Below are 18,142 nucleotides of genomic sequence, written 5' to 3' on the forward strand. Positions count from 1 at the left end.
CGCCCATTGTCCAATATTCCCCACTGCTGCCTCCCGTAGGAGTCTGGGCCGTGTCTCAGTCCCAGTGTGGCGGATCATCCTCTCAGACCCGCTACAGATCGTCGCCTTGGTAGGCCTTTACCCCACCAACTAGCTAATCCGACTTAGGCTCATCTATTAGCGCAAGGTCCGAAGATCCCCTGCTTTCTCCCGTAGGACGTATGCGGTATTAGCGTTCCTTTCGGAACGTTGTCCCCCACTAATAGGCAGATTCCTAAGCATTACTCACCCGTCCGCCGCTAGGTCAGTTACCGAAGCAACCTTCCCCGCTCGACTTGCATGTGTTAAGCCTGCCGCCAGCGTTCAATCTGAGCCATGATCAAACTCTTCAGTTTAAAATCAATAGTGCTTTATTCAAAACACCAAATCTGGCTCATCAATTTTCTGACATCAATTTCTCAAATAAACTTCGAGTAATTTCTACCATCAATCAATGAAAATAATTTCGATCAATCAACCAGTAAAAATCCACACAAGTTGTTCTTCATAATCTCTTAATGATCTTCTTGCTACTTCGTCAGCAGCAAGCTAGGTCGGCTATATTACTCTCTATCTCTAGAAAGTCAACCAGTAAATCAGATTATTTTTAAACTTATCAAATAAAACCTAACTCAACCAATCTTAACTAAGTTACTGTTTTATCAGAAGTTTTAATCTTCATCACCGCCGATGGATGTGCATTCTACAGCATTTCAGAGGGCTTGCAACACCTTTTTTAAAACATTTGAAACGTGTGTTTATTTTATAAACCACAATATTTATAAATATCTGTTTTATATATAAAAAATATTTAAATAAAAATGTTCATTATTTTATTTGGAAATGATTAAAATGCTTAAATACATAATTTTTATAAGTTTTATTAAATTACAAAAGCAAAAAGCAGGACTTCTGCCCTGCTTTTTGTACTTAATCTAATCAAATTAGAACTTCATACTGATTCGTGCCCAGTAATTACGTCCAATATTATTAAATTGTTCATCAGTTGGTAAGCCTGTACCAGATGCACCCATTTTATTTAAGTGTTCGGTATATGTACGATCCAATACATTATCGATGCCAACTGATAGATCAACACCCTCGGATAAATTATAAGTACCGTTTAAAGACAATGTACCGAAACCTGCACTCTTCTTGTTGTCGTAGCCAACAATATTACCCTCACGTTCGCTAATACGACTTTGACCATCAACAATGCGCCAGTAAGCACCCAAGGTATAACGATCTTGGATATAACGAAGATTAACGCGCCCCTCTAAAGGTGCAATTTGTGGCAACGGCGTATTATTGGTCGTGTTTTCACCCCAAGCATACATTGCGCTCACATCGGCTTGAATGGCGTCAGTAAATTGATAACCAATACCTGCTTCTGCACCGGCAATGACAGCATCAACATTTTTAGAATCAGCTGCATTGATCCCATGTCCTGTTTTTTTGTCAGCATCATAATTAATTAAAATATAATCCTGAATTAGACCTGTATATGCAGACACCCAAGAGTTCAATGCACCATGATGATGTTGATAACCGAGATCAAGCTGTAAAGTTTTTTCATTTTTTAAGTCCTTAAAGGTCGATGGTGCTTGCCCGTTGAGGTCTGTTTTGAATAATTCCCAATAATCAGGTACACGTTCTACATAACCTAATCCTATATACGTTTTGCCGTCATCATGGTCAGGATGGGTATTTTCAAAACGAATAAAAGCACTCGGTAAGGTTTCTGTACGCTCAAGGCTACGTTTAACAGCATCAATGCTAACCTGATCGATACGCAGACCACTAACTAACTTATTATCTCCACCCAAGTCATAGCTCAACTCACCAAAACCACCAATCGACTGAAACTCCATATCTGTCGTAACAGGTGAGTTCATCATTGGCATAGTCGAATGATACATCCCCCCGGCATGTTTATTAAGTTGTGAATCCACCCCTGTTATAAGCTGGATGTTTTCCCATTCATTTGTTACCGCTAAGCGCCCATTTAAAGTACGGCGTGTAACCGTCATTGCTTTATCGGGTTCAGCAACATCACGTAAACTAAAATTATCCATCACGTGGTCATTAAAATTGTAGTTGACCTGTGCTTCAATTTTTTTGATTACATCTGTCACATTTTTCTTTTCTACACGTAGACCTAAGCTTTCACGGGCAAACTGTGAACCATCCATCATACGACCAGCATACACTGCTTCACCATCGGCCTTACCACCGGTCAGTTCTACCCAGGTGTTTTCATCGGGTGTCCAGCCTAAAGCCAGATCAGCATTCCAGCGTTCCCAGTCTGATGGCACAGTATTGCCATTACCATCCTGATAGCTGTTGGCTACCGAGCGGTTGGTATTGAGACGAATATATTTCTGCTCATCACCTGCTGCAACTTCGACATTATGATCAAGACGCCCGAAGGAACCCATCAAAATACTGGCCTGACCACGATAGTGATGATCTCCATCAAACTGTTCCGGGCTACGTTCAAAAATCACGGTAGCTGCTGAGCCGGTATTGGCATACTGAACCGTTTGTGGTCCTTTAATCACCGAAATACGGTCATAGCTTTCTGGCGAAATATAAGAGGTTGGTGAATCCATCCGGCTTGGGCAGGCACCTAGATTTTCTGTGCCATCGGTCAAGATTTTAATACGCGAACCGAACATACCGCGGAAAGTGACATCACCATTGGTACCAGCCCCACTATTAACCGAGCTAAAGCCCACAATACTTTGCAGATAATCAGCACCATCACTGGCAGGAATGGGTTGAATCGGCTGTTTCGGATCTGCACGCACAATCAGACCATTAGCATCATTACCTGTAGCAGAAGTCACCACAATTGGAGCCATGGTCTGTACTGGCATGGTTTCATTTGCCAGCACCATTGAAGAATAACAAGCAACACAAATCGCAGCCACAAGTGGCTGTAAAGAAAATTTAGGCTGAGCCATTTCTATCTCACTGAATACATAAATTGAACACGGCCTAAGTCAATTAAGACCCAGGCAAAAACAACGTGGATTTATGCAAACAGTGGTGGTGCCCTGCCCTGTGGTAGCAGAAAGAGTTGTTGCAGAACAAACCAGACATGACTGAATGCTTGTTTAAATGCAATCAGTCGAACCTGGATTCGATCCAGTACTTCTTTTAGATCCAGTTCAGGTGGCAGAACCAGATTGCCGTAGACGGTACAGTACTGACATTGATGATTGGCATCATGATGGTCATGGGCACCTTCTACAGACGCAGTCTGAATACTGTGGTCAGCATGATGAGAATGAGCAGCGTGATGCTCATGTGATAAAGGCAACAAAAGTGCACGCGTAATGGTTTCACAGACCGGAGCAACCTGATATTGCTTCGGCAGCAAAGGCTGCAGGAATACAGCGATCTGTAAAAATACGGCTGCCAGAGAAAGTAGCAACCCGCCACGTGTCACCATAGGAGAAGGGCAAATAAAAATTTGTCACCGTTAATTATAGCAAAGCCCAGTAAAAACTGGGCAATAATCAATGCATGAATACGACAAAATACTTAGCGTTTCACTGCAACTTTGGCTTTATCACGCTGACGTGCTGCCTTTTCAATTTTTTCACGGGCACGCTGGCGCTTCAAAGGTGATAAATAATCCACGAAAAGTTTACCATTTAAGTGGTCCATTTCATGCTGGATACACACAGCCAACAGGCCATCTGCCTCAACCTCAAATGCTTGACCTTCAAGATTAATTGCTTGAATTTTTACACGTGACGGACGCTCAACTTTATCGTATATTTGAGGTACTGATAGACAGCCCTCTTCGTATGGCTGTGTTTCTTCAGTCAATGGTGTAATTTTGGGGTTAATGAACACCATGGGTTGATCTTTATCTTCAGACAGGTCCATCACAATCAGCTGAATATGACGATCGACTTGTGTCGCGGCTAAACCGATGCCGGGCGCTTCATACATGGTTTCAAACATATCTGCAGCGAGCTGACGAATTTCATCAGTAACCTCTTCGACTGGTTGTGCAATGGTACGAAGACGGGGATCCGGGAAACTTAAAATAGGTAATAAGGCCATACTGCGTCCTCAATTATGCCATTGATCAAAAAACCAAATGAAGGAATGCTTCATTAAAAAATTGTGTGTAAGATCGTTATTATAACGCAACTTACATACATAATTTTAGGAATTATGATAATGAAAAAGGTTTTGAAGGGCATGCCATCTTTTAGTGCCTTGGGGATTAAAAATCAAATGCTCGCACTTGCAGTTTGTGTGGGTGTTGGTATGGGGACAATTTCAACTACACATGCAGCACCAGCTCGTAATGTCAATCCACCAAGCCTGAAAGCATCAGCACCGAATGTCTATGTGGTAAAAAAAGGTGACACATTATGGGATATTTCCAAGCGTTTTCTTAAAAATCCGGTACGCTGGCCAGAAATCTGGGCAGGTAATAAGCATGTGAAAAATCCACACTGGATTTTTCCAGGTGACCGTCTGCTGATGTGCGATTACCAGGGCCGACCAATCATTGGTAAAGATGAAGGTGATGGCTGTACCGGTATCATCAATCGCTACCTTGGCACGAATAAGTTACAGCCTCAGGTACGTATTGAATCGCTCAACAATACCATTCCTGTTATTCCTTTAGCCCATATCCAGCAATGGCTAGAGCGCTATACAATTATGGCAGCAGACTCTATTGAAGGCACTCCTTATATTCTGGGTACGGCTGATCAACGTGTACTGGCCGGTAAAGGTCAGAAAGTTTATGCACGTGGGAATGGCCTGGAAGTAGGTCAACGTTATGCGGTATACCGCGAAGCTGAACCTTATATACTGACTGATGCCAATGGTAAAAAATACACCGCTGCCCTAGAACTGCAACAGGTTGCTTCTGGTATCGCAGTCCGCGGTGAAGGTGATATCACCACACTGGAACTGACCGATAGCTATAATGCTGAAGTCCGTCGTGGTGACCGGGTACTACCAGAATATGATCCAATGCTGCCTACCCTGTTCTATCCAGTAAATGCGGAAAACAACATTTCAGGTGGTCAGATCATTCGTGTATTGGGTTCAATTGGTACAGCTGCGCGTCATAGTGTTGTCACCATTGACCGCGGCATAGCACATGGTGTTCAGTCTGGTCATGTGTTTAGTGTGAATCAGCAAGGTGAAGTCGTGACTGATCCAAAAACCAAAGAACGTGTACAGCTCCCGGGCGAACGTATTGGTAATGTCATGGTCTTCAAAACGTTTGATCAGTTCAGCTATGCCTATGTTCTAGACAGTGAATTGCCAATCAAAGTGGGCGCTACCATTCAGCCACCGCTGCTGGACGAATAATTTACAAGAACTTTAAGATGATGCTGTGATTCAGCATCATCTTAACCTCATTACTCATTATAAGAATAAGAAGACGCAAGATAGGTCTCAATATGTTGAATTCGTTATCTACGACTCAACTGGACAACATTCGCTTATGGTATGTAGTCCAGCATTCCCTCACCAGTTTCTATCGCTTATCTGAATATTATGAAAATCTTGCTGATGCTGTTCAGCCGGATCAAGTCGAGACCTGGCTAAAACTAGGCGTTCATAAAAATCATATCCAGCGGCTTCAGGATTTCAATTGCAAAGATTCCCAGCGCGAGTTTCAGTTTTGTCTGGAGCAGATCCAGAAAACTTGCGACTTTATTTTATTACATAATGAAGCGGATTATCCGCAGCAACTGAGTCACTACACCGATAAACCGCCGATTTTATTTGGTCAGGGCAAGGCCGACAGTTTATTACAGGCACAAGTGGCAATTGTGGGCAGCCGCAAACCGAGCAATCACGGCCGTCAGATGGCTTATGATTTTGCGTATTACTTAAGTGAACAAGGTTTTTATATCAATAGTGGACTGGCACAAGGCATTGATGAAGCGGCACATCGGGCAGCGCTGCAGCAGCATCGTACTATTGCAGTGATGGGCACGGGTCTGGATCAAACCTATCCGGCGACAAATCAGCCATTAAAAGAACAGATCATTGCCCAAGGCGGCACGGTGATTACAGAATTTTTGCCCGGTACTCCACCTCTGCAACATCATTTTCCACGGCGTAACCGTATTGTCAGTGGACTGAGTCTGGGTGTTATTGTGGCTGAAGCTGCACTGAAAAGTGGCTCACTCATCACTGCTAAACTGGCTGCCGAACAAGGAAAAACCGTGTTTGCGATTCCTGGACATATCTACAGTGAAAACCACAAAGGCTGTCACCAGCTCATCCGCGAAGGTGCAATTCTGATTGATCATCCACACCAGGTGGTTGAAGATCTGGCATTAGCCACCCAATGGCAGGCAGCTGAACAAATTTATAAAGCAGAAAATAGTGAAACCGAATTGATCGAGATTCCAGCACACCTGATTCCGCTCTACAACCAGCTCGACTGGATTGGACAAGGCCTAGATCAGATTAGCATTCAACTCAGCCAGGATGTTTCCACAATCACAGCACAGTTGATGGAACTGGAATTACTCGGTTTCAGTACACAGCAAGCCGGTATGTTTCTACGTTGTCGTACAGGCAAATAAGGTTCACAATAGCCCTTTGTTGTTTTTAAAAGGTATATACATGATCACCACCTCTGTTGCCGAAGCAGCGACATTCCTGAAACAAGGACAAGTCTTGGCATACCCTACAGAGGCTGTCTGGGGTTTGGGCTGTGACCCTCACAACGAACAGGCATTTCACCAGATTCTGCAACTGAAACAGCGTCCAATTGAAAAAGGTGTGATTCTTCTTGCTGGACATATTTCCCAAGTAGAACATTTACTAGAAGCACTGACACCAGAAATCCGCGAACGTATTATTGCTTCATGGACCAACCGCAGCGTATCCGAACGTGCCACCACCTGGCTATTACCTGCCAGTGAAGATATTCCGGCCTGGATTAAAGGCAATCATCCTAAAGTTGCGGTACGTGTTACCACCCATCCTTTATGTATGGCTTTATGTCAGGCTTTTGGGGGCTATATCGTTTCGACCAGCGCCAATCCTGCCGGCTTAGAACCTGCACGTTCCCTGCAAGATGCGATGCGTTATTTTGACCAGGATCTGAATTATCTGAATGGCGATCTGGGACTGAGCCAGAAACCAAGCCGGATTATTGATGCCGTAACAGGTGAAATTATTCGTGACTGAGCCTTTGCTCAGTCATTTTTCTTTTCAAGCCGACCAAAGTTTTAAGACAAAAAAAAGCTCAACCATATAGGGATGGTTGAGCATAAAAAAGGATGTGTATTATCACATCCAGAGGGTATCGAAATCTCTGGGCATTTCAGCAACAGTCGCTGATCTGCGATGGAGCGTATTATGGGCGAACAGTTTAAAAAAAACAAATATATTTTAGCTCTTAAAAAACAGCTTAAACCTATGATTAATCAATCATTATTTGAAAAAAATTCAAATTATCTTGCTCTTTTTAAAGTGCTTTTTAAAGAAGCTAAAGCTACTCTTCTCGACTAAAGTCTATTTGCCTTTATTCACGAGATCATTCAAGCAAAAAATTAAGTTTGTTTGTTCGTTTTTTGGGCAACTATTTGGCTTTCAGGAGCACTGGCGCCACAGTTTTTTTCTGGGCCAGCACAATTCCGAACAGAATAATCGCCCCACCAATACTGTGATAAATGGTCCAGGCCTCTTTTAACCAGACAAAGGCAATTAAAGCGGTAAACACCGGCATCAGGTTCATAAAGATACTGGTGCGGGTCGGTCCCAGACGCTGAATCGCCATCATCCACACCAAAGGGGCAATTAATGAAGGGAAAATACTGGCGTAGATAACGCTGCCGGCATTGGTCATATTGATGGCATCAAGACCCAACCAGGTCACAAACGGCAGGTGATACAGCAGCGCAAACAGAATCTGCACATACAGGCTCAGCATTAACGGAATCTGCAGCTGCCATTTTTTCAGAAAAACCCCATAAAAGGCATAGAAAAACACGGCGATAATCATCAGCAGATCGCCCCATTGGCCGCCGGCATGCAGCAGGCCCCAAGGATTGCCCTGCCCCATCACATAGATCAGCCCGGCAAAGGACAACAGACTGCCAATAATGGCGTAGCGATTCGGAATATCGCGCAGAATCAGCATCGACACAAAAATGGTAAAAATCGGAATAAAGGCATTAATAATGCCCATATTGGTGGCGGTGGTGTAATGTGCAGCGGTATAAGCCAGTCCCTGATACAGCACCAGACCAAAGGCACTCAGCACTGCCAGCTGTTTCAGATGCGGCACAATCAGGGCACGCTCACGAATCACCCGCGGCAAAATAAACGGGGTTAGAATCAGAAAGGCAAAAAACCAGCGATAAAAACTGATGCTCACCGGCGAGATAAAGTCGGTCACATAGCGGGTCACGACAATATTCAGTGACCAGATCAGTACCGCAGTCAATGGCAGTAAAAATGCCCACCACACTACCTTGTGTTGCTGTGTCATATACTCATCCATAAAGTGTAGGGTTCAGCATTGTCTGCAAGTCCAAGCCAGCAGCTTTCAATTCAACGCCGTTATTGTGTAGCACAAGCATAATTGATTTTTCACATAAAATTAATGCATGGATTTAAATTTACCCGACTGCCCTACATGTTTTTACTTGTACTCAGCCGGAATACCCGTTACAACATTCGACAGGATAAACACATCAAAAACAGGACTTCATATGAGCACTTCAGTCTACGACATTCCAGTATTAAGCATTCAGGGTGCAGAATTCACTCTCAATCAGTATCAGGGCAAAGTTTTGCTCATCGTCAATGTGGCATCTAAATGTGGCCTGACTCCACAATATGAAGGCTTGCAAAAGCTGTATAACGAGAAAAAAGCCGAAGGTCTGGAGATTCTAGGTTTCCCATCAAATGATTTCCTGGCACAGGAGCCAGGCAGCGAGAAGGAAATCCAGGAATTCTGTTCAGTAAACTATCAGGTCGATTTTCCGCTATTTGCCAAGATCCCGGTCGTTGGAGAAGCAAAACATCCTTTATATGCTGCTTTAACCCAAGCGATTCCTGAACGTACCGGTGAAGGCCCATGGTGGAAAGATCTGGTTGATTACGGCCTGACTCCAAACCAGCCACCTGAAGTGCTATGGAATTTTGAAAAATTCCTGGTCAATAAAAATGGTGAAGTAGTGGCTCGCTTTGCACCGGATATTACTGCAGATGATCCACGTATCATCGATGCAATTAATGCCGAATTGGCTAAATAATTTGCAATAGTAATATAAGCATCTCTCATGGTTAGAGATGCTTATATTTTTTAATTAAAAAAAGATATGTATATTAGGGTGTGTTGACACTTTTAGCTTAAAAAAATAGCGAAGTAGTAAAATCAAATCGCCAAACCCAATTTTACTATTCGCTATGCCTCGTACCATGCTGACAGATCAACACTGGCAAAAGTTGAAAGTTATTCTGCGTAATTTATCCATTCACCACAACTCAAATTTACGCAATTTTATTGAAGCTATTCTCTATAGAATTAGAACAGGCTGTCCGTGGCGAGATATTCCTTCCTATTTTGGTCATTCAAACTTTATTTTCAAACGTTTTAATCGTTGGTCAAGCAGCGGTAAGTTACTTAGATTATTCAAATTACTAGCCTCATGCCCCGATATGGAGTGGATTTTTATTGATGGCTCTCATGTACGTGCTCATCAACATTCTGCCGGTATAGCGAATCAATCTATTTCTAAAAGTGTAGGAGGAAACTCCTCAAAAATACATTTGATTGTTGATTCACATGGCAATCCTATTGATTTCATGATTACCGATGGAACCACATATGATGTTAAAGTTGCGCCTGATTTAATATCAACATTAGATTTAAAAGAGACAAAAGTGGTATGCGCAGATAAAGGCTATGATTCAGAACCACTGCGTGAACAGATTAGGAAAACAGGGACTAAAGCGAATATACCAAAGAAAACGAATAGCCAATCGAACAATGACCATATGGACTGGTATTTATATAAAATCAGGCATTTAGTTGAAAATATGTTTTGTAGATTAAAGCAATTTAGAGGAATAGCTACTCGATATGACAAGCTCAAAAGAAATTATCAAAGTTCTGTTGCTTTAGCCTGTATATTTTTATGGCTACCTTTATAGGGTTAATTATGAACAGTAAATGTCAACAGACCCTAATAAAATCATTCAATTTACTTCTTCTATTTTCCTTCTAGATTTTAATATTTACACTACACTCTCTTCAATTTCAAACACCTCTGCCAGCCTATCATGAGCTCATACACAAACACACCGCCATAATGAAAGGTAAAGTATGAAAACGCTGGTTAAAGCAATTGTTTTATCGATCTCAACTGCACTGGTTGCTATTCCTGCCATGGCTGCGCCTCAGGATCACCATCAATATAGCAAGTCGCATGCTCAACAACAGCATCATGCTCCTCAGCACCATCAGCAGAACAAACACCCAGCTCAACAGCATAAACAGGGTTATAAAAAAGTTGATCCATCACGTGATTGGCGAGTAGGTCAAAAAGTTCCGAGCCAATACCAAAGCAAAATCTATAAAGTGGATCACAGCAAATATAAACGACTCAACAAGCCAGGTAGAAATCAGCAATGGATTAAAGTGAATGGCGACTATATTCTGATGAATGTCGTTAACGATAAGGTCATTAAAATTATTGCAGCTTAAACCCTGCTCTCCTCGGTGAAAAAAGAGCGCTTTGGCGCTCTTTTTTATGCTTGAATATCTATAGCGAGGCCTTTTTTGTTATTCATTTGCAACTCTCCGTATTTTCTACAAATTTCATCCCTATATTAATGCCTGTAAGCAGTAAATAATGAGCACCCCAATGAAATTTAAGCAAATTCTCCAAAATAGCGTACTACCTTTTGCCCTTTTTGCAGGTGCATTGAGTTTGCTGGGATGTGATCAGGTTTCTGCCCCTGCTTCATATACTGAAAAACCGGAGCAACAGGATGTAGCAGAAGAACAGACAGCAGTATCAGAAAATACTGAAGTGCAGCAATCTTCTGCAGACCTTAAAAGTGGCAATATGTTCTACATCGTACGTGATGTGGCCGATTTGCAGTTAAAGGCGGGTGATTACGTGACTCAGCTGAAGCAAACCCAGACTGAACTGGAAACTGCGGTCAGTGAAAAAGATACTTCTCAATTGCAGAGCGCCGCAATGCAATTGCAACAGCAATTAAAAAGCTTTAACCAGACTTTAAGTGGCTTAAACTTGAAAAGTCAGGAAGTTGATCAGGTACGTAGCAACCTGATGAATGCCAACCAGCAAGCATTGGCATCTCCTTTCCTGAATGGCCAGATGGATTTCAGCCAAGTGGATTTCCAGAAGCTGGAAAAACAGATGGGAAATATCCAGTCTGAAATGATCAAGCTGGCCGCAATGATGATTCCTGAGAAACCATCCCAGGCAGCAGAACAGGAAAGTTGATCTCAGTTTTATAGATGACCCAGGCTCCTTGATAAACCAGTCACCAGACTGGTTTATTACTATTAAATATAGATTAATAGAAGAAGCGGTCTAAAAAGCCGCTTCTTTACTGGAAGAATAGGACAGAAAAGTCATTATTCTTTAGAGCTTTTCACGACGACTAAACGTTTTTGGGTGAATTCTCTGAAACCGTCGATCGATAACTCATGCCCATAACCAGAGTTTTTGATACCACCGAATGGCAGCTCTGGTGCGGTATCAGTAAACCAGTTAATCCAGATCATGCCGGTTTCAACTCGTGAAGCCAGTTTTTTGGCACGCTCGATATCTTGAGAATGAATCACACCGCCCAAACCATAGTGCGAATCGTTGGCAATCGAAACAATTTCATCTTCATCCTTCGCGACATAAATCTGGGCAACCGGCCCAAAGAATTCTTCATACCAGGCCGGATTATCACGGCTGATATTTTCCAGAATTGTCGGCTCATAAAAGTTACCTGCATGCTCAATGGGTTTACCACCTGTCAGCACAGTAGCACCATGCGCTACCGCCTTATCAACCTGTTTGGTCAGTTTTTCCAGAGCGTCAGCTGATGATAAGGGTGCCAGTGTCGTTTCAGGGTCGAGTGGGTCACCAATTTTCAGTTCCTGAAAAGCTTTCAGCATACCTGCTTTAAATTCATCAGCGATTTTTTCATGCAAAATAAAACGTTTGGCCGCAGTGCAGACTTGGCCTGAGTTATTTACCCGGGCCTGACAGCCAATTTTAATGGCTTTTTCCAGATCAGCATCATCTAGCACAATAAAGACATCATTACCACCAAGTTCCAAGGTGGATTTTTTAATGTATTTACCGGCCTGTTCTGCTACGGCACTTCCGGCACCTTCTGAACCCGTCAAGGCTACACCCTGTACACGCGGATCAGCAATAATCTCTTGAACCTGATCAGAACTGATAAACAGGTTAATCCAGACACCTCTTGGTGCACCTGCTTCCAGCACCAGCTTTTCAAAGGCTTCAGCACATTGCGGCACAATACCAGCATGTTTGGCTAGGACCGGATTGCCAATTGCGCAGTTTGGGGCAAAGACACGCATCAATTGATAGAACGGAAAGTTCCATGGTTCAACGGCCATCACAATACCTAGAGGATGATGCTCTACCCATGCTTCGCCGAGTTCCGTTTCATAAGACACCGGAGCTAGAAACTCTTTGGCATGATCAGCAAAGTATTCGGCAATTTTGGCGCAAGATTCGATTTCGCCTTCACTCTGTTTAATCAGTTTACCCATATCCAGCGTCATGAGCTTAGCCAGTTCGGTTTTTTGTTCACGTAATTTTTGCGCGACCTTCCTCAGCACTTCAATACGGTGATCAATCTGTTGGGGCCAGTCTGACTTGAGAATTTGTTCTGCCTGATCCAGCGCATTTTGTATATGCTCATCTGTATGTGGCGGATATTCTTTCAATTTTTGATTGGTAAATGGGTTAATAGATTGATATGCCATGACTTTCCCTTTTTCAATTATAAGTTTTGCTTGTTTTCGACCTCTTTAAATCAATTCAAACAAGCTTGCATCTGGGGTAGTCACTTAACTTAGCATTGATTTTTTTATGTTCAGGGAATGTTTACAGATTGGTTCAAAACATTACCGAGAAAGGGTAAAAGTTATATCGAGTGGTACAAAAGGAAATTTGAGCAACTTCTAAAAGTTAAGAGTTATCAAGTTTGAATGAAAATTTTTATGACATATTTAAGGTAAAGATTCTAGGAAATAGAAAATTTTTAATTAAATCTAGAATATGACTATTTTTTTAATACGAAAAAAACCATAATAAAAACAATGATTTTAAAAGAATATATAAATGAGTATCAAATTTTATAGAAGTACACCTAATGAAAAATTTATCCCTCACAAGGACGATGAGGCTGATCAACAAGCTAATGACTTAAGTGATCTTAAAATAAAACTTAAAACAGCACTTCAAATGCCTAATATTATGGTACTTGCAGGTAGTGGTACTTCTTTAGGTTCACCTATAAATGGTCCATCGATGTGGAATTTATGGGAGCGATGCACCAAAGATGACATGCATGAACTAAGTAATAAAGCTTTTAGCGAGAGTAAGTATGATACTTATGTAGTTGAAGAAAAATATAAAAATATTGAAGAATGTCTTTCCCATTGTGAATCTTTTATTCAAATCACAAAAGAAGACGACTGCATATCAACAAGAGAATTTGTCCTAAGTTGTAAAAAAAAGATTTTAGAAGCCTGCCAATTTATTACGAATGAACAAGAACAATTGACTAAACATCGTGAATTTATTAGGAAATTGTCCCGAAGAAAATCAAAAGACCCTCGTATTAAGTTATTTACAACAAACTACGATACATGTTTTGAAACAGCTGCTAGTAAATTAGGGATTACTGTTATAGATGGTTTTTCTTTTTCATTTCCTCGTATATATGATCCGAAGTTCTTTGATCTAGATATCATCAAAAGAAGTCCGACAATAAACTTAAACAATCCTCAATATCTTGAAGGCGTGTTTCAGCTATACAAGTTGCATGGATCTGTTAATTGGAAAAGAGAAAATGGCTACCCAGTCCAACAGGTTGATAAGGTAGAAGCTGAACAAAGTTGTATGATTTTTCCAGCTAAAGGTAAATACCAGCAATCATATGTACAGCCACACCTAGAACTAATCTCTAGATTTAACCATGCGCTACGAGAGCCTAATACGTGTTTAATTATTGTTGGATTTGGCTTTAACGACGATCATCTATCTGAACCTATCCTTTCTGCCATTTATTCAAATCCACATCTTAAAGTTATTATTTGCACACCAACTCTAAAAAATGACTTTCTAAAAGATGCCAACTCCACTTCACCGTATTGGGAGAGATTAAAACATGTTGCAGACACTCGAAAAAATGATGAAATAATCTTTATAAATAGTGATTTTGGAAAACTATCAGAAATTATTCCTGATTTAACAGCATTATCACCTGCTGAAAATCTTTACGAGAATCTCCAAAAAGCATTTGGAGGTCATCATGTTTAATGGAATTTTACAACCTGAACTGATGTTTGGAAAAGTAAATTCAATTAATGCTAGCAGTATTCAATTCAAATACATCAATGACAATCATGAACCTACATATTTTGGTGGAAATCGTTATGGCAAAGGTGAAGTTGGTGAATTTGTTATTATTGAAAGCCAAGTCAACTTAGTTTTAGGACGTATCATAGAAATAAAGAAAGATGATTTAGCGAAGTCAAATTTGGATATCGTAGGCCGTGTACAACTTCTTGGAACAATCCAAATGGATGATCTAAGAGTATCAGCAGGTGTGGATTACTATCCAAGTATAAATGATTTAATTTATTCAGCACCGCATGAATTTATTGCAAAAATTCCTCAGAAAATGCAAAAAGGAGATCCAAATATAAATTTACATATTGGATCAATTTTAAATGACAGTTGTGGAATTTCTATAACACCGGAAAAACTATTTGGACGTCATTTAGGTATTTTAGGTGCAACGGGCGGAGGAAAAAGCTATACGACAGCTCGAATCTTAGAAGAATGTTTAAGATTTAACTCCAAAATCATCTTATTAGACCCAACTGGTGAATATAGTAAATTTGAGGATAATTCAGTAACTAATGTTCACTTAGGTAGTCCAACTAATCCTGCCGAAAGCTCTACTGCCATAAAAATACCACCTGATTGCTTTGAAGAAAGTGATTTTATAGCTTTGTTCGAACCAGCAGGAAAATCCCAAGGTCCAAAGTTTAGAGAAGCTATTAGAAGTCTAAGGCTCGTTAAGCTTCTTGAACAGAATTCTCTGCATTCTGAAATGATTCAAAATGGAGTTTTCATAAAAATTGGACAACCTGAAGAAAATTATAAGATTGCCATAAGATCAATTCGCGATCGGTACTTGTTAGAAATACCCCATACCCCTTTTGACCCCACAAAATTATGTGCACAAATCAAAGAAGAGTATGTAACCTTAAGAGGTACAAATTATATAGCAGACGATTTCAATTTTAATCACTGCTTATCATTACTAACTCGAATTAACGGTCTAATTAATTCACATACTTTTAGATTTGTTTTCGAACAAAACCAAAATTCATCTCTTTTAGATGAATTGAATATTTTCTATAGCGACTCTAGTAAAAAACTTTTACGAATAGATATGAGTGCAATTGGTTTCGAATTTAAGGCTCGAGAAGTTATTTCTAATGTCATTGGTCGATTACTATTAAATAAAGCACGAGAATTATCTTTTATAGAGAAACCACTAGTTATTTTCCTAGATGAAGCACATAACTTCATAGGAAAAACAATTGGTAATGAAGATACCTTAGCAAAACTTGATGCTTTTGAGCTTATTGCAAAAGAAGGTCGAAAATTTGGTTTAAATATCTGCTTAGCAACTCAAAGACCTCGAGATATTACGGAAGGTGTTCTTAGCCAACTTGGAACTTTAATTGTTCATCGTCTCACAAACGATCGAGATCGTGAGATTGTAGAAAGAGCATGTGGTGAAATTGATAAAGCAGCTTCTGACTTCCTTCCAAGCTTACAACCTGGCGAAGCTGTCATCATTGGCAATGACTTCCCTATTCCACTAACTATAAATATTAAGAAACCCACAATTAAACCAAATTCAAAAGGTGCAAACTTTCAAGAAAATTGGGCATAAAAAACCACCCTTTCGGGTGGTTTCTTCAATCTCAAACCAGCAATTACATTGCGCGGTTTTTGATTTTTCGGATCGTTTCCAGCTGAGCAGCAGTTTCTGCAAGAGCAGCCAAAGCAGCAGCAGCGTCCAAATCGCCCTTTTGATTTGCTAGCAATTGTTCAGCGTGTTTACGCGCTTCAATAATTGCCGCTTCATCCAAGTTTTCTGCACGGACTGCTGTATCAGCAAGAACCGTAACAACATGCGGTTGAACTTCTAGAACACCACCAGATACATAGATTAATTCTTCTGTACCGTTTTCCAAAATAACGCGGATCGCGCCAGGTTGGAGCAAAGTTACCAGCGGAGCGTGACCAGGCATAATACCTAACTCGCCGCCAGCACCTTTAGCAATTAGCATAGTTACAGTGCCTGAGTACAAAGACTCTTGAACACTTACAACGTCACATTGCATAGTCGCCATGAGAATCTCCTAAATTAGGGAACTAATTAAAGTTTCTCAGCTTTAGCAATCACTTCGTCAATACCACCAACCATATAGAACGCTTGTTCTGGGATGTGATCGTATTCACCAGCTAGAAGACCTTTAAAGCCACGAATCGTTTCTTTAAGCGGTACAAGTTTACCAGGAGCACCAGTAAACACTTCAGCTACGTGGAACGGTTGAGAGAAGAAACGTTGGATCTTACGTGCGCGATACACGATAAGTTTGTCTTCTTCTGACAATTCGTCCATACCAAGAATTGCGATAATGTCTTTCAATTCTTTATAACGTTGAAGAACGTTTTGAACTGAACGAGCAATTTCGTAGTGTTCTTGGCCAACTACAAGTGGATCTAACTGACGTGAAGTAGAGTCAAGTGGATCGATCGCAGGGTAAATACCTTGAGAAGCGATGTCACGGCTCAATACAACAGTTGCGTCCAAGTGAGCGAACGTAGTTGCAGGCGATGGATCTGTTAAGTCATCGGCAGGTACGTATACCGCTTGGATTGACGTAATAGAACCAGACTTAGTCGATGTAATACGTTCTTGAAGAACACCCATCTCTTCTGCAAGTGTTGGTTGGTAACCTACTGCAGATGGCATACGACCTAGAAGTGCTGATACTTCAGTACCCGCTAGTGTATAACGATAGATGTTGTCAACGAACAATAGTACGTCACGGCCTTTACCGTTTTCGTCTTTTTGATCACGGAAGTACTCAGCCATAGTCAGACCAGTCAACGCTACACGTAGACGGTTACCTGGTGGCTCGTTCATCTGACCGTAGACCATTGCTACTTTGTCTAGAACGTTAGAGTCTTTCATCTCGTGATAGAAGTCGTTACCTTCACGAGTACGCTCACCAACACCAGCGAACACAGATAAACCTGAGTGCGCTTTCGCGATGTTGTTGATCAACTCCATCATGTTTACAGTTTTACCAACACCGGCACCACCGAACAGACCAACTTTACCACCTTTCGCGAACGGGCATAGTAAGTCAATGACTTTAATACCAGTTTCTAGAAGGTCAGTAGAAGCCGCTTGTTCTGCATAAGAAGGCGCTTGACGGTGAATTGGTAAACGCTCTTCAGTTGCAACTGGACCAGCTTCGTCGATTGGGCGACCAAGAACGTCCATGATACGACCTAGAGTCGCTGTACCTACTGGTACAGAAATCGGAGCGTTAGTGTTAGTTACGTTCAAACCACGCTTAAGGCCTTCAGTAGAACCCATTGCAATAGTACGAACTACGCCATCACCAAGTTGTTGCTGAACTTCTAATGTAGTTTCAGTACCGTCAACTTGGAGAGCGTCATAGATCTTAGGAACGCTGTTACGTTCAAACTCGACGTCGATAACCGCGCCGATGATCTGAATGATACGACCGCTACTCATTGCTGTCTCCTCAATTCAA

General features: G+C 41.3%; 17 protein-coding genes and 1 rRNA gene. 10 read left to right on the top strand and 8 right to left on the bottom strand.

The genetic code is table 11. The features are described from left to right. The 4 genes from F899_RS00535 to def form a co-directional block, all read right to left on the bottom strand. A 16S ribosomal RNA gene (locus tag F899_RS00535) occupies positions 1–374 on the bottom strand; the annotation flags it as partial. A 588-nt stretch (positions 375–962) separates the two neighbouring features. Next, entirely contained in the window at positions 963–2,984 is a 2,022-nt protein-coding gene (locus F899_RS00540; protein WP_004895274.1) for a TonB-dependent copper receptor, read from the bottom strand. A 71-nt stretch (positions 2,985–3,055) separates the two neighbouring features. Continuing rightward, on the bottom strand, positions 3,056–3,475 hold the full coding sequence (locus F899_RS00545; protein ID WP_004895276.1) for a DUF2946 family protein: 420 nt from the start codon (positions 3,473–3,475) through the stop codon (positions 3,056–3,058). 92 nt (positions 3,476–3,567) lie between these two features. Continuing rightward, a complete protein-coding gene (gene def / locus F899_RS00550) occupies positions 3,568–4,098 on the bottom strand; it encodes a peptide deformylase (RefSeq protein WP_005220256.1) in 531 nt (176 codons plus the stop codon). 120 nt (positions 4,099–4,218) lie between these two features. Between def and F899_RS00555 the strand changes: the two genes are divergently transcribed. From F899_RS00555 to F899_RS15745, 4 genes are all read left to right on the top strand, one after another. Continuing rightward, positions 4,219–5,373 carry a LysM peptidoglycan-binding domain-containing protein gene (locus tag F899_RS00555; RefSeq protein WP_004895279.1) on the top strand — a complete coding sequence of 385 codons (1,155 nt, stop codon included), beginning with the start codon at positions 4,219–4,221 and terminating at the stop codon, positions 5,371–5,373. A gap of 92 nt (positions 5,374–5,465) precedes the next feature. Continuing rightward, a complete protein-coding gene (gene dprA / locus F899_RS00560; RefSeq protein ID WP_004895280.1) occupies positions 5,466–6,605 on the top strand; it encodes a DNA-processing protein DprA in 1,140 nt (379 codons plus the stop codon). A 40-nt stretch (positions 6,606–6,645) separates the two neighbouring features. Next, positions 6,646–7,215, top strand: a complete 570-nt coding sequence (locus F899_RS00565) for an L-threonylcarbamoyladenylate synthase type 1 TsaC (RefSeq protein ID WP_005220259.1) — start codon at positions 6,646–6,648, stop codon at positions 7,213–7,215. A 171-nt stretch (positions 7,216–7,386) separates the two neighbouring features. Beyond that, entirely contained in the window at positions 7,387–7,539 is a 153-nt protein-coding gene (locus F899_RS15745) for a hypothetical protein (RefSeq protein ID WP_005220261.1), read from the top strand. Positions 7,540–7,609: 70 nt separating this feature from the next. Here F899_RS15745 and F899_RS00575 read toward each other — a convergent pair whose 3' ends face one another. Continuing rightward, positions 7,610–8,521, bottom strand: coding sequence for a DMT family transporter (locus F899_RS00575; RefSeq protein WP_005220263.1), 912 nt, complete (start codon positions 8,519–8,521; stop codon positions 7,610–7,612). Between the two features lie 223 nt (positions 8,522–8,744). Here F899_RS00575 and F899_RS00580 point away from each other — a divergent pair, with 223 nt between their 5' ends. The 4 genes from F899_RS00580 (at position 8,745) to F899_RS00595 (ending at position 11,513) form a co-directional block, all read left to right on the top strand. Beyond that, positions 8,745–9,290: a glutathione peroxidase gene (locus F899_RS00580; RefSeq protein ID WP_004814265.1), complete on the top strand. Its 546-nt coding sequence runs from the start codon at positions 8,745–8,747 to the stop codon at positions 9,288–9,290. Between the two features lie 154 nt (positions 9,291–9,444). Next, positions 9,445–10,191: an IS5-like element ISAba31 family transposase gene (locus F899_RS00585; protein ID WP_005220265.1), complete on the top strand. Its 747-nt coding sequence runs from the start codon at positions 9,445–9,447 to the stop codon at positions 10,189–10,191. 172 nt (positions 10,192–10,363) lie between these two features. Further along, complete coding sequence (locus F899_RS00590) at positions 10,364–10,744, top strand: RcnB family protein (RefSeq protein WP_005220267.1); 381 nt, start codon at positions 10,364–10,366, stop codon at positions 10,742–10,744. Positions 10,745–10,904: 160 nt separating this feature from the next. Then, a complete protein-coding gene (locus tag F899_RS00595; RefSeq protein WP_005220269.1) occupies positions 10,905–11,513 on the top strand; it encodes a hypothetical protein in 609 nt (202 codons plus the stop codon). Between the two features lie 134 nt (positions 11,514–11,647). Here the strand turns inward: F899_RS00595 and F899_RS00600 are convergent, their stop codons facing one another. Further along, positions 11,648–13,024 carry an NAD-dependent succinate-semialdehyde dehydrogenase gene (locus F899_RS00600; RefSeq protein ID WP_005220271.1) on the bottom strand — a complete coding sequence of 459 codons (1,377 nt, stop codon included), beginning with the start codon at positions 13,022–13,024 and terminating at the stop codon, positions 11,648–11,650. A 358-nt stretch (positions 13,025–13,382) separates the two neighbouring features. Here F899_RS00600 and F899_RS00605 point away from each other — a divergent pair, with 358 nt between their 5' ends. Both F899_RS00605 and F899_RS00610 read left to right on the top strand, forming a co-directional pair. Beyond that, complete coding sequence (locus F899_RS00605; RefSeq protein ID WP_004895292.1) at positions 13,383–14,585, top strand: SIR2 family protein; 1,203 nt, start codon at positions 13,383–13,385, stop codon at positions 14,583–14,585. Further along, positions 14,578–16,239 carry an ATP-binding protein gene (locus F899_RS00610; protein ID WP_004895293.1) on the top strand — a complete coding sequence of 554 codons (1,662 nt, stop codon included), beginning with the start codon at positions 14,578–14,580 and terminating at the stop codon, positions 16,237–16,239. Before F899_RS00605 ends, F899_RS00610 begins: the two co-directional genes overlap by 8 nt. A gap of 43 nt (positions 16,240–16,282) precedes the next feature. Here F899_RS00610 and F899_RS00615 read toward each other — a convergent pair whose 3' ends face one another. Beyond that, complete coding sequence (locus F899_RS00615) at positions 16,283–16,702, bottom strand: F0F1 ATP synthase subunit epsilon (protein WP_004814254.1); 420 nt, start codon at positions 16,700–16,702, stop codon at positions 16,283–16,285. Positions 16,703–16,728: 26 nt separating this feature from the next. Next, the gene (gene atpD, locus F899_RS00620) at positions 16,729–18,123 is read right to left on the bottom strand and encodes a F0F1 ATP synthase subunit beta (RefSeq protein ID WP_004895294.1); all 1,395 of its coding nucleotides are present in this window, start codon (positions 18,121–18,123) and stop codon (positions 16,729–16,731) included. Between the last annotated feature and the right edge of the window lie 19 nt (positions 18,124–18,142).

The sequence above is a fragment of the Acinetobacter sp. CIP 101934 genome (assembly GCF_000369585.1).
GTDB lineage: Bacteria > Pseudomonadota > Gammaproteobacteria > Pseudomonadales > Moraxellaceae > Acinetobacter > Acinetobacter schindleri.

Coding starts and splice junctions, on each gene's coding strand:
- F899_RS00540 (WP_004895274.1), bottom strand. CDS start 2,984: ATGGCTCAGCCTAAATTTTCTTTACAGCCACTTGTGGCTGCGATTTGT.
- F899_RS00545 (WP_004895276.1), bottom strand. CDS start 3,475: ATGGTGACACGTGGCGGGTTGCTACTTTCTCTGGCAGCCGTATTTTTA.
- def (WP_005220256.1), bottom strand. CDS start 4,098: ATGGCCTTATTACCTATTTTAAGTTTCCCGGATCCCCGTCTTCGTACC.
- F899_RS00555 (WP_004895279.1), top strand. CDS start 4,219: ATGAAAAAGGTTTTGAAGGGCATGCCATCTTTTAGTGCCTTGGGGATT.
- dprA (WP_004895280.1), top strand. CDS start 5,466: ATGTTGAATTCGTTATCTACGACTCAACTGGACAACATTCGCTTATGG.
- F899_RS00565 (WP_005220259.1), top strand. CDS start 6,646: ATGATCACCACCTCTGTTGCCGAAGCAGCGACATTCCTGAAACAAGGA.
- F899_RS15745 (WP_005220261.1), top strand. CDS start 7,387: ATGGGCGAACAGTTTAAAAAAAACAAATATATTTTAGCTCTTAAAAAA.
- F899_RS00575 (WP_005220263.1), bottom strand. CDS start 8,521: ATGACACAGCAACACAAGGTAGTGTGGTGGGCATTTTTACTGCCATTG.
- F899_RS00580 (WP_004814265.1), top strand. CDS start 8,745: ATGAGCACTTCAGTCTACGACATTCCAGTATTAAGCATTCAGGGTGCA.
- F899_RS00585 (WP_005220265.1), top strand. CDS start 9,445: ATGCCTCGTACCATGCTGACAGATCAACACTGGCAAAAGTTGAAAGTT.
- F899_RS00590 (WP_005220267.1), top strand. CDS start 10,364: ATGAAAACGCTGGTTAAAGCAATTGTTTTATCGATCTCAACTGCACTG.
- F899_RS00595 (WP_005220269.1), top strand. CDS start 10,905: ATGAAATTTAAGCAAATTCTCCAAAATAGCGTACTACCTTTTGCCCTT.
- F899_RS00600 (WP_005220271.1), bottom strand. CDS start 13,024: ATGGCATATCAATCTATTAACCCATTTACCAATCAAAAATTGAAAGAA.
- F899_RS00605 (WP_004895292.1), top strand. CDS start 13,383: ATGAGTATCAAATTTTATAGAAGTACACCTAATGAAAAATTTATCCCT.
- F899_RS00610 (WP_004895293.1), top strand. CDS start 14,578: ATGTTTAATGGAATTTTACAACCTGAACTGATGTTTGGAAAAGTAAAT.
- F899_RS00615 (WP_004814254.1), bottom strand. CDS start 16,702: ATGGCGACTATGCAATGTGACGTTGTAAGTGTTCAAGAGTCTTTGTAC.
- atpD (WP_004895294.1), bottom strand. CDS start 18,123: ATGAGTAGCGGTCGTATCATTCAGATCATCGGCGCGGTTATCGACGTC.